At 46.1% G+C, this 12,281-nt stretch carries 10 protein-coding genes; 2 read left to right on the top strand and 8 right to left on the bottom strand.

All coding sequences use genetic code 11. From position 1 onward, the window contains the following. Positions 1-147: 147 nt before the first annotated feature. Positions 148-2,313, top strand: coding sequence for a S46 family peptidase (locus tag FN124_RS25275; protein ID WP_260607581.1), 2,166 nt, complete (start codon positions 148-150; stop codon positions 2,311-2,313). A 212-nt stretch (positions 2,314-2,525) separates the two neighbouring features. Here the strand turns inward: FN124_RS25275 and FN124_RS25280 are convergent, their stop codons facing one another. Next, positions 2,526-3,419 carry a class I SAM-dependent methyltransferase gene (locus FN124_RS25280; protein WP_142687584.1) on the bottom strand — a complete coding sequence of 298 codons (894 nt, stop codon included), beginning with the start codon at positions 3,417-3,419 and terminating at the stop codon, positions 2,526-2,528. 25 nt (positions 3,420-3,444) lie between these two features. Then, positions 3,445-4,992, bottom strand: a complete 1,548-nt coding sequence (locus tag FN124_RS25285; RefSeq protein ID WP_142687585.1) for an acyl-CoA mutase large subunit family protein — start codon at positions 4,990-4,992, stop codon at positions 3,445-3,447. Positions 4,993-5,088: 96 nt separating this feature from the next. Between FN124_RS25285 and FN124_RS25290 the strand changes: the two genes are divergently transcribed. Continuing rightward, positions 5,089-5,997 (top strand): M23 family metallopeptidase, encoded by a 909-nt coding sequence (locus FN124_RS25290; protein WP_142687586.1) that lies wholly within the window; start codon positions 5,089-5,091, stop codon positions 5,995-5,997. Here FN124_RS25290 and FN124_RS25295 read toward each other — a convergent pair whose 3' ends face one another. From FN124_RS25295 to FN124_RS25320, 6 genes are all read right to left on the bottom strand, one after another. Next, entirely contained in the window at positions 5,998-6,531 is a 534-nt protein-coding gene (locus tag FN124_RS25295) for a DUF7935 family protein (RefSeq protein ID WP_142687587.1), read from the bottom strand. A gap of 136 nt (positions 6,532-6,667) precedes the next feature. Beyond that, a complete protein-coding gene (locus tag FN124_RS25300) occupies positions 6,668-7,861 on the bottom strand; it encodes a pyridoxal phosphate-dependent aminotransferase (protein WP_142687588.1) in 1,194 nt (397 codons plus the stop codon). Positions 7,862-8,076: 215 nt separating this feature from the next. Then, positions 8,077-9,192, bottom strand: a complete 1,116-nt coding sequence (locus tag FN124_RS25305) for a hypothetical protein (protein WP_142687589.1) — start codon at positions 9,190-9,192, stop codon at positions 8,077-8,079. Between the two features lie 395 nt (positions 9,193-9,587). Then, a complete protein-coding gene (locus FN124_RS31840; protein ID WP_142687590.1) occupies positions 9,588-9,893 on the bottom strand; it encodes a transposase in 306 nt (101 codons plus the stop codon). Positions 9,894-10,148: 255 nt separating this feature from the next. Continuing rightward, positions 10,149-10,880, bottom strand: a complete 732-nt coding sequence (locus FN124_RS25315) for a DUF4397 domain-containing protein (RefSeq protein ID WP_142687591.1) — start codon at positions 10,878-10,880, stop codon at positions 10,149-10,151. 24 nt (positions 10,881-10,904) lie between these two features. After that, positions 10,905-12,122, bottom strand: a complete 1,218-nt coding sequence (locus FN124_RS25320) for a serine hydrolase (protein ID WP_142687592.1) — start codon at positions 12,120-12,122, stop codon at positions 10,905-10,907. Positions 12,123-12,281: the final 159 nt, after the last annotated feature.

A 12,281-nucleotide genomic window follows, 5' to 3' on the forward strand; every position in this document is an offset into this window, starting at 1 on the left:
CTGAAATTCAGACTTTCTTACCGGATAGCGATTGCTTTCTCTGTAAATCGCTGGTTTATGTCGATGAATGATCGGAAACACCGGGTTATCTTTTCACCGCTGCCCGAATTATAGTAAATTGCCTCTTTTATAAAAAGAATATCAGATATGTTGCAACGAATCATGAAACCGGTGCTGTTAGTGGTACTTCTTCTCGTACTGGCCAGGCACACTTATGCTACGGAGGGAATGTGGCTGCCACAGCTGCTTTCCGGTCTTAATGAGAAAGAGATGAAGGGAATGGGTATGAAAATTGCCGCCGCGGATATCTATAGTATCAACAAAGGCAGCCTGAAAGATGCCATCGTGAGCTTCGGCGGTTTTTGTACGGCGGAAGTGATTTCGGAGCAGGGATTGCTGCTCACCAATCATCACTGCGGCTATGATGCCATCCAGAAGCACTCCTCCCTGCAGAATAACTTCCTGGAAAATGGTTTCTGGGCAAAGTCGGCCGTGGAAGAGCTGCCTAACCCCGGTTTATTTGCCACCTTTATTGTGCGTATTGACGATGTTACGAAAGCTGCGTTGCAGGATGTAAAGCCCGGTATGAGTGAAAGAGAGCGGCAGTCGGCCATCGACAGGCGGCTGAACGAGATCCGGCAGCAGGCCCGCCACGAAAGCTGGCAGGAAACGATGATTAAGCCTTTTTATGAGGGGAACCAGTATTTCCTGTTTGTAACGGAAACTTACCGGGATGTACGCCTGGTCGGCGCACCGCCTTCCTCCATCGGTAAGTTCGGGTCCGATACGGATAATTGGGTATGGCCGCGTCATACAGGCGATTTCTCGATGTTTCGTATTTATGCCGGTAAGGATGGCCGCCCGGCGCCTTATTCAAAGGATAATGTGCCTTTAAAGCCCAGATATGCGCTTACGATTTCCCTGAAGGGCGTAAAGCAGAACGATTTTACAATGGTGATGGGTTTTCCCGGCCGCACCAGCGAATACCTGCCTTCTGAAGGCGTAAAGCAAACGGTGGATGTATTAGATGCCGCTAAAGTTGAAATGCGCGACGCTGCCCTCAAAATCATGGATGGCTACATGCGTAAGGATCCGCAGATAAAGATCCAGTATGCTGCAAAATTTGCCGGTACTGCCAACTACTGGAAGAAGTGGATGGGAGAAATGCAGGGCGTAAAACAAACCAATGGCGTAGGCAAAAAGCTGCAGTACGAAGATACCTACCGGCAGCAGCTGGAAACCAATCCTGTATGGAAACAGCAATACGGAGGTGTACTGGATTCCCTCAACGGCTACTACCAGCAGATACAGCCTTATGCCCAGGCCCGTGATTACTATAGTGAGCTGGTAAGGAACGTGGAACTGTTCACTGTAGGCGATCGCCTGATCAGTTTCCTCAACGATGTACATGAAAGAGGGGAGGCGCAATATGAAACCATGCGGCAGCAGTTCCTTGTCTCCATGCAGGGATTTTACCAGAACTATAATGCCGGCGTGGATCATGATGTGGCGGTAAGCCTGATCGCCCTCTATGCCAAAGGCGTTCCCGCACAGCTGGCAGGAGCGGAGTTTGCGCAGATCTGGCAGGAGAACAATAAAAACAGCCGCGCGCTGTCCGATAAGCTGTATGCAGCATCAGGACTAACCTCTATGGATAAACTCACCGCTTTTGTGCAGCAGCCATATAATACGGTGGTGGCGCAGATGTGGAAGGATCCTGCTACCCGGTTGGTGATGGCTATGCGTAAAGGTTATGTGGATAATATAAGTCGTCCCCTGGCTGATCTTCAATCCAACATCAACAACCTGCAGCGCATCTATATGCAGGCACAGATGGATGTAATGGGCAGCAAAAAGGTTTTTTACCCCGATGCCAACAGCACGCTGAGAGTTACCTATGGAAAGGTAGACGGATACAATCCGCGTGATGCCATTCACTACGATTTTTATACCTACCTCGATGGCGTCATGGAAAAATATATTCCGGGTGATTACGAATTTGATGTGCCGGCACGCCTGATCGAGCTTTACAAAAAGAAAGACTACGGCCGTTATGGGGTGAATGGCAGGATGCCGGTTTGTTTCATTGCCTCCAACCACACTACCGGTGGTAATTCCGGCAGCCCTGCACTGGACGCCTATGGCCGCCTGATAGGGTTGAACTTCGACCGCACCTGGGAAGGCACCATGAGCGATATTAATTTTGACCCGGCCATTTGCCGTAATATCATGGTGGATATCCGCTATGTGTTGTTTATTGTAGACAAATACGCTGGTTGTACGCGATTGATCGACGAAATGAAATTGCTCTAAGCGGATTTTGTCTGACTCAGGATTAAACTGATTACGCTGATTTCGCTGATTTTATTTTTTAGATTTTATAAATTAAAAGAGATTTGGGGAGATAGAAGCGGATTCGCTTAAATCTCCCCAAATCATTTTAATCCAAAGTAATCCAATCAGCCCAATCAGCGTAATCAGTTTAATCCTGAGTCAGACAAACTCCGCGCCGAAGGCGAGCCGCGTTATATTTTGCACTCGTACACAATGGAGCTGCAGCGGTCTACTGTTTTCAGGCCTTTGCGATAGGAGCGGAACCCGTGAAAGAACCCTTGCAGCAACCGGCTTTTACCGGTTTTGTATTTTTCGCTGAGAAGACTTACATAGAAACCGTCGAACACCATAGGGTGTTTTTTTGACAGTTTAATATGATGTTGTGATAATAATTTTTCCATGGAGCCGGGAGAGAAGTGATAAAGATGTCGGGGCACATCATAGGCGGCCCAGTATTCTTTATAGTAGTCGGCGTCGGAGGAGGTATAGTTGGGGACGGCGATGAGTAAGGAACCGCCGGGTTTCAGCAGGGTGCGGATATGATCCAGGTAGCCGTGCAGGTCGTGCACATGTTCCAGCACATGCCACATGGTGATAGCGTCAAACTGCTGTGGAGCCAGAGCGTATAACTGTTCAATGGGCAGCGCTTCCACTCCGTAAATTTCTTTGGCGTTCCTGCGTGCGTTTTCATCTGGTTCCAACCCTGTTACAGTCCAACCGCTGGTTTTCATATAGTGGAGAAATGCGCCGGTACCGCTGCCTATATCCAGCAGGGCACCAGTTTTGATGCCGGAAGCATTGCGTACCCAGTTTTGTTTGGAGCGCAGCGTGATTTTCCTGACACTGTGATATAAGCGGTTAATAAGTCCCTGCTTTGTTTCAGAATGGGAAATATATTCCTGTGATTGGTAATACCGCCCGATATGCGCGCTGTCGGGCACATTTTGTGTAAAGCGGCCGCCACAGCCCCCACAGTGGAAGATGTTGAATGTTTCCTTTGATACGGTGTAGTCTTTGGCAGCAATCGCTTCATGTATCTGCGACGATCCACAAAGCGGACAGGTGTTGTGATAAATTAAACTCATTTGACTATTGAATACGCTTATACAATTATTTATATTCTCCCCATACTTCTCTCAGTACATCTGCAATTTCTCCGAGGGTGCACAGGTGCTCTACTGCTGTTACTACCAGGGGCATCAGGTTTTCGTTGGTACCGGCGGCCTGCCGGATCTGCGCCAGTGCATTTTGCACAGCGGCGTTATCACGGCGTTCCCGTAAGGATTTCAGGCGTTCGGATTGTACTGCCCGGATGCTGTCGTCTATACGGAATACCTCCGGAGAGGCCTGGTCTGCCGCTGTAAATTTATTGACACCAATGATTATTTTCTCATTATTTTCAATTTCCTGCTGGTACCGGTAGGCGCTCTTTGCTATTTCATCCTGGATGAAGCCCTGTTCTATGGCGCTAACAGCGCCACCCATAGCGTCAATTTTATGGATCAGTTCCCAGGCTTTATTTTCCACTTCGTTGGTAAGCGCTTCTACATAGAAGGAACCCGCCAGTGGATCTACGGTATCGGCCACGCCGCTTTCATAACCCACAATCTGCTGGGTGCGGAGGGCGATGCGCGCTGCTTCTTCTGTAGGTAACGATAAAGCTTCGTCGTAGCCGTTGGTATGTAACGATTGGGTACCGCCCATAGTGGCAGCGAGCGTTTGAATGGCTACGCGCACGATGTTGTTCTGTGGCTGCTGTGCGGTAAGAGTGCTGCCACCGGTTTGAGTGTGAAACCGCAGCATCTGCGCTTTAGGATCGGTGGCGCCGAGCGATTGTGTAATATTTGCCCACATGCGCCTTGCCGCACGGAATTTGGCCACTTCTTCAAAGAGGTGGTTGTGTGCGTTGAAAAAGAAAGATAGGCGCTTGGCAAATACATTGATATCCAGTCCTGTATCCAGTGCCGCTTTCAGATAGGCCTTCCCGTTAGCCAGTGTGAAAGCCAGCTCCTGTACGGCATTGGCGCCGGCCTCGCGGATATGATAGCCGGAAATGGAGATGGTATTCCACTTGGGCACTTCTTTGCTACAATACGCAAAAATATCGGTGATAAGCCGCATAGAAGGTTTGGGCGGATAAATAAAGGTGCCCCTGGCGGCGTATTCTTTCAGGATGTCGTTCTGGATGGTACCGGAAATCTTTTTCAGGTCGGCGCCCTGCCGTTTGGCCAGCGCTATGTAAAATGCCAGCAGGATAAACCCTGTGGCGTTGATGGTCATGGAGGTAGAGATCTGTTCCAGGGAAATATCTTTGAACAGTATTTCCATATCTTCCAGGGAATCTATGGCTACGCCTACTTTTCCCACTTCGCCTTCAGACATGGGGTGATCCGAATCATAGCCGATCTGTGTAGGGAGGTCAAAAGCCACGCTCAGGCCCATAACTCCCTGGCTGAGCAGGTAATGATACCTTTTATTCGATTCTTCCGCGGTGCTGAATCCCGCATATTGCCGCATGGTCCACAGTTTATCGCGGTACATGGTAGCGTGTATGCCACGGGTGTAGGGAAAAGCGCCGGGCAGTTCTTCCATCTTCACCGGTTGTGTATATACCGGTGCTATTACAATGCCTGAATCGGTTTGAATGGTTTTTTCCATGGTATCTAAAACTAGCGTTGCAATGTTACATAATTATTATGGTACTTCGCCGCTGAGAAAAATATTGATATTTTGTGTTAAAGTTGACAGGATACTATGGTCATTTACTGTTTATTAGGCGCAACGATCGCACTGGCATTGTATAGCTTATATCTTGTCTGGAAAGCGGGAAGCCGTCCGCTGGCCGCTACTTACAGCTATTTACTGCTGGGGCTTTCACTGGGAGGGTTCCTGTATTTATATGGCACCTGGGTGTACCTCTCTATTTACACCAAATATGTTTTTGGCGGATTGTTAATCCTGAATATGGCTGCTTATACCATGCGTAAGCATGATCATGCAGCCAGGCCCACACCTTTATGGAAACGCCGGAGCAATGGCGTGCTTACTTTTATTTTCGTGGTGATGTCTGTGTTGTACTTTACCGGTACTACAGGTAAACCCCAGCGGGTAGCGCTGGCATTTCCCTTTAAACCTGGTAACTACTTTGTGTTACAGGGTGGCAAAGGATTGCCTACCAATGTTTTCCACTTCAGTTTACGCGGAGCCATTTATGCGATGGATATTGTAAAGCTGAATAATTACGGTGGTCGTGCAGGGAAGATATTTTCCCGTCGCCTGGGAGATTACCTGATCTTCGGGGATACCGTATATGCCCCCTGTGATGGCCTTGTGATGAGAGCCTACAGCAATAACCCCGACAATATACCGCCTGCAATGGACCGCGGCCCGAAGAACACCAACCAGGTATTGCTGGAAACCCCCGGGTACTACGTGTTCATGGGGCATCTGAAAATGGGCAGCGTGATAGTACACGAGGGGCAGTATGTAAAACAGGGTGAACCGCTGGGTTGCGTGGGTAATTCCGGCTTCAGCTCAGAGCCTCACCTGCATATCCAGGTACATGCAAAAAAGGAGGGCATCCCATGGTACCAGGGTAAGCCGTTGTATATCTTGTTTAACGGGAAAAGTTATTTGCTGAATGAAGTGATAAAGGCGAAGTGATTACCGCATTAGTCTTTTTGCTTCCGCGTTAATGATCTGCGAGGTCAGTTCAGCAGGGGATTCGCCCGCCTGTAAAAATACTTCCAGTATCTGTTTGTTCAGTTCCATTGCCGGTGCATCCGGCGGCAGCTGCACAGCCACCTGGTTGATCACGGAAATGGTTTGTTCTTTCAATGTTTTCACTGCTTCCCATGTCATAGCCGATACATAGATCTGCTGGGTAACATTATGTTCGTATTCCGCTTTGATCTGCTGTACCATGGATATCTGCATGTCCACTGCGGTTAATCCCGGCTGATAGATGCGTCCTATCAGGCTTTGAGGGGTGATACGGTCCACATAAAGGGCCATTCTCTCGTATGCCTGCAACTGTAAAGGAAGTACGGTCGGATTTACCGGTTGTTCTTTATTGTCTGTTGTTGTGCCGGTTGTTTTATTTTTCTTAAAAAGATCTTTTATTGTTGGGTAAACAATAGCCACTGCACCTACGGCGAGCGCTATGTATAGTAGTGTATTCAAGTCAAGGCTGCCCATCTTATTTCTTTATGCGCACAAATATATATAAAGATATTTATATATTGTATGATAGTGTTTAAAATTAAACGATTACCGGGAGATGTAAAGGTAAACATCTCCCGGTAATCATATTAATCACGGAGTTGATTGATTATTAAGCGAGTTTCCCCAGCCAGGTTTTCATTCTTTCCACTCCTTTTTCCAGTTTGTCCATGCTGGTGGCGTACGATATCCGGATACAGTTGGGCTGCTGGAAAGCGCTGCCGGTAACAGTAGATACGTTGGCTTTATGGAGGAGGAACATGCAAAGATCGTCGGCGTTTTTGATATGCATGTCTTCAAATGATTTGTTGAAGAACGCGCTCATATCAGGGAACATATAGAAGGCGCCTTCAGGGTCATTTACCTTTAAGCCGGGTATGGCTTTCAGGGCTTCATGAATAAACGCGCGGCGTTTTTTGAATTCAGCTACCATTTCCACTGCAGTGGTCAGTTCGCCGGTAAGGGCGGTGATGGCGGCGCGCTGGGTGATAGAACAGGTGGCAGAGGTAAATTGGCTCTGTATCTTATCGCAGGCTTTGGCAATGTCCAGTGGGGCGGCGAGATAACCAAGGCGCCAGCCGGTCATGGCAAAGCCTTTGCTCAAACCGTTAATGAGGATGGTGCGATTAATGAGGTCACCGAATTGCGCAATGCTTTCATGTTTGCCCTCGTAGTTGATATACTCGTATATTTCGTCGGAGATGATAAAGATCCCGGGATGCTTTGCAAATACGGCGGCCAGTGCTTCCAGTTCTTTTCCGGAATATACAGAGCCGGTAGGGTTGCAGGGAGAGGAGAACATGAACAGCTTTGTTTTTGGTGTGATGGCTGCCTCCAATTGCTCCGGTGTAATCTTATAATTGTTTTCAATACTGCAGGGAACAAATACTACTTCGCCCTGGCAAAGGCTTACCTGTTCTGAATAGGTAACCCAGTAAGGGGTGGGGATGATCACTTCGTCGCCGGGGTTCACAATGCTCAGTACTGCGTTGGCCAGGCATTGCTTGGCGCCTGTAGACACCACTATCTGTTCCGGCGTATAGTCAAGACCGTTATCCCTCTTTAATTTGTGTACTATTGCCTTTCTTACTTCCGGGTAGCCGGCCACGGGGGTATAGTGTGTAAATCCTTCATCGATCGCCTTTTTGGCGGCTTCCCGGATATGTACGGGAGTATCAAAGTCCGGTTCTCCGATACTGAGGTCTACGATATCTATGCCCTGGGCTTTTAATTCACGGCTTAGTTTAGCCATTTTAATTGTTTGCGGCTCGGAAATCCGTGACAGCCTGTCTGCTAGTTGATTCATATCATTACATTGAATTGACCGGAGCAAACGTACAGAAAAAAACCAGATAATACATGGAAAGATCGTTCCTGGCTGCTGTACAAACGCAGAACGGGCCGGATAACCGGCCCGTTCTGCGTTTGTACGAATTATTTTTAATATAAAATATTGAAATTGAAAGATAACTCTTCAATTCATGGCCCTCAAACCCTCCAGAAGAATATATAATTGGAAGATTAGAAATTGATTTCGAATGTTTCTCCCTCTACGTTTGCTACACAAGTGGTAAGCGAGTTTGGATTACCAAATGAAAATCCAGATTCGATATGACTCCAATAATAATCCGGATTCAGTTGAAGATTACCACCAAAATCATCTTTGTCATTAAAGAAATAGTTGGGGGCTTCGGGATGCTTCCGCATGTCTACATAATAAGGGAGCTGCGGGGGAATGCCGGGAGGGCCGAGAATGCTATATGGATCGGGGTGGTTTACCAGTTTTTCTGAAATTGCAAAAATTTCATGCCCTTCTATGTCATCATTGTAATAATTCTCATACCATCGGTCAGCCACTCCATAGTTTATATATCTGCAGGTAAAATACGGCGATACAGCATTTGAGGTCATTTTTATTCTCATGGATCCATTAAGTGTAACACCAGTCACTTTTGCTCTCTGCCAGAAGAGAAATACTTTTCTCATTCCACTGTAGTGCAGTTCTGCAAAGGCATATAATACTCCAGCTTTTCTAATGTTTACAAGCCATACAGCGAAGGTGAAACGTCTGTTATTCGCCTGGTATTGATATTGATCGGTGACGCTATTTGAAAACATACCTTCCTGGGGATTATTGCCATAAAGGTTCAACCATTTATAACCAGGTAATGATTCAGTTGATGCAACACTTTTAGGATGGTAATCTACCGAAAAGGTGGCAGTAGCGACGTTCGCCTTTATAGCAAGTGCTTTGTTCAATGTCTGGAGATCATTGTTTTTCAGGCTGATTTTCCGGTCATGTTCAAATTTGATGATATTTTCACCAATTTTAACAAGTCCGTTTTTATTGATAACCTTGGAGGTTTCCCAATCTGGACTGTTAATATAATATTCATCTGCTGCTTTCCAATAAAGCGCGGATTGATGTTTATTGCTGACAATATAGAAGCCAGTGGTATCTCTGGCTGATTCAAACAAACTTATCTTTTGATCGAATTCTCGATAGCTGGATGCCATAGAGGCAAATCCGTGGTCAATCTCAAACTGTAATTGTTCTTTGTCTGTCAGATTACGGGAATCGGCTATCGCTTTTTTAAAGGATCCTTCGTCCTTAAAGGTCAAATAGTTGCCGTACACTTCCTTAAGTTGCTTTTCTGCTTCAGTGTTTTGTGGAGGGGCAAGCTGTTCGGACTTCCGATTGCAACTAAAAATAATGAGAATAAAGTAACTGAAAGGAAAAATGCGGGTGAAGATAACAATCTTGCTGATGTGGGTTTCATGTGGGTAACATTTAATTATGTACGTTGATGTACAGTTTTGAAAAAATAGGAGGGTGAGGGTATGAAGTAAATATAGGAAAAATAAGAGGAAAATAAGGAATCTGCCCTGTTAATTTTAGTCAAGATAAGAATTATTTTAATCTTCAGATTGTTCAGGTTTTTCTATTCTAATAACAGAAATAGGGAAAAAAGTCGGCCTTATTGTTTTAGCTGAGACCATAAAATGTAATGTGTAAACGATACAGCAACTGTTTAGAGGCGACATCTGTTTTCAAAGATCGTTAAAAATTGATGGAGTATGAGCTCCCAGTTATGGAGCGTCATGCTCCATTTCTTTTCTATATTCATTATAGTCAGGTATACAACCTTTTTAGCGGCGGTATCATCAGTAAACTGGACTTTCGTTTTGGTGTACTTCCTGATATCTCTAGTAAGGTTTTCAATGGTGTTGATTGTATATATGATCTTGCGGACCTCTAGTGGGAGGTCAAAATGGCTGCTAAGATAGTCACTATTATTCTCCCAGGATTGAATAGCATGGCGTATTTGGCTCCCCATTTATCAGTTAAAACGCTTGTCACGAAAGATGAAGACTCTGCTTCTGCCATCCGCATACCCAACACTTCTTTTAAACCATCTTTTTTAAGGCCAATAACCAAGGGCGTGACTTGGGCGGCCCAAAAATAAAACGAAGGCTTTGAGAATCGCTTAAATGATGATTGCCTCCATCAGGTACCCAAATAAATTAGGGCTGACCAATATTCTTAGTCAGCCCCGTTTTATGTTATTTCTTTTTAGAAGAACCTGGATTGCTTAATAATTGTATAAGCTGAAGATAGCGTTGGTGTACAGTTTATCAGTACCGCTGCTTCCTTTAACTCCCATGAGATAAATGGTATAGAAGTAACCTGTATTGAAAGTACCGATCTTCAGATCAGCGCCGCTAACTTCAGCTAATTTGTTGGTAGTACCGGCTTCCCTGATAGTTATAGTGGAGCCTGTGCTGAAAGAGCTGTAAAGCTTAAATGCACTGGCAGCGCTCACATTACCGTCAAAGTAAACACGGTTGCTGTCAATTTTTTCTGCACCAACATACACATCTACGGGACCTGCGTTCTGGCTCAGGTTCAGGAAACGGATACCGATTTTATCGCGGCTGTAGTTGGATTGATCTGTTTTAATAATAGCAGATCTGACAGGGGCTTTATCCCAGATCAGGTAAGTATAGTACTGTGTAGAGTCGAAATTGTAAGTAGTGGAAGTAAATAAACTGTCGCCTCCTTTCTTCTTCAGGTCAAATTTGTGCAGGCCTCCGTACACGGCGTACCTGGCGTAGAAGTTATAATTGAATTCAGTTTCGGTTACTTTCTGGTCGTTATCATAGAAAGTACCCGGGATCATGCTGGTAGAACTGCCTATTATCGCAATCTGCGCCTGTGGTCTCTGGGGCGTATAATTGTTATCATTCTTCAGGCAGGAAGAAAATCCGATGATTCCTGTCAACAGGGCGACAACTGCCCATACGCGATTTTTCTTGGTTAGCATTTTGCTCTCAGTTTTTAAATTGTGTTATTGATCGGTTGTTTTTTTATCATTTGGTTCAAAACGCGACAGGTCCGGTAAGATGTTCTTTTGACGCCCTGCTTCGGATTCGTAAATAACTTCCCCCAATGTTTTGAGAAAAGGTTTACCTGTTTTTTCAAAAGCCTGCTGATCATCTCCCAAAATACCAGTGGTGTTTACAAAAATACTGGCAGACAGCAGGAACTCTGTTTTGTTGGCAAAATCCACAATATATGCTGTATCAGTCAGAAATCCGTATGCCCATCCCGGTTTGTTGAATATCCTGATATGTGCCGGTATCCGGCTGTTCCGTTCACCCCCAAAAAGTAAGAACCTGGTATATGCCTGAGAGTATTGTTCCTGGTCATAAGCCGGGTCCGTTGATTCGTCCGGGTACTGAGACATACATCTGTACAAAAAAAGGTAATCTTTCCCTGTTAAACGGAAACGTTGACGATTTGTTACAGCTTCCGGAAAAATTATGCTGCGCATAATGTTATGAAGACTGGAAAGGGGAAGTTTATTGCGGTGGGAGAAGTTCATGGGCCGATGTTCCAGGTGGTCGAGGTGATTGTACCAGGCTTTCCCGGCGAAATCTTCCCGTGGTGAAAACTCGAGGTGGCTGTACGCGGCGGGCTGCCGGTACAGGATCCGGTCTCCCTCCCGGAAGCTTACGGCATTGGTATGCCTGTTGGCCTCTTCATAAAGAGGAAGCCCCACCCGGTGGCGGATTTGAGCCTCCGTGTACCCCATTTCCCATAGCCTGCGGTTAAACGGCTCCTGCCCGATGAGCTCGTAGAGCCGGTTATAGGCATCGTTATCGCTGATAAGGAATATTTTTTTTATATAATGGGCAACCGACGGAAGGCCGGAAGCGGCGGAGCGGTCGTGGCGCACGCCGGTGTTGATCCCTGTAAGAGGGGCGGTAAAGAAGGGAGTGTTACGGTCAAGGCCCGGGATCTGCAGGTCGTTCAGCTTTTCCAGCGCCAGGGCGGCAGCCGGCAGTTTTATGGTAGATGCAGGGTAGAAGTAGGTATCAGGGGAAACACCATAGTAATAGTCTGAAAAATGAGGCCGCTGCTGCTCATCCCGGTCTATACGGGTAAAAATGATCTGTAAACGGTAAGTGGAAGGATCGCTGAATATGGCGCCTAGCCGGCTTTTTTGACTTTTCAGCAAAGCTTCCAGGAAATTATCTGTTGCCGGATAATGTTGGGTTTGCATATATTTGTCGTTGTTATAGATTGTAAAGCAAAGGAATATACATAAAAGACCAGAATCCGGGAGCTGCAGATTTAAAAAAAGTGTGCCAACCAACCTGCAAAGGCAGGCGCATATTGATTTTGCGCGTCTTTTAACTAAGACTTTAATATATCGATTTAA

It is taken from the genome of Chitinophaga polysaccharea, from assembly GCF_902150045.1.
In the GTDB taxonomy this organism is placed as follows: domain Bacteria; phylum Bacteroidota; class Bacteroidia; order Chitinophagales; family Chitinophagaceae; genus Chitinophaga; species Chitinophaga polysaccharea_A.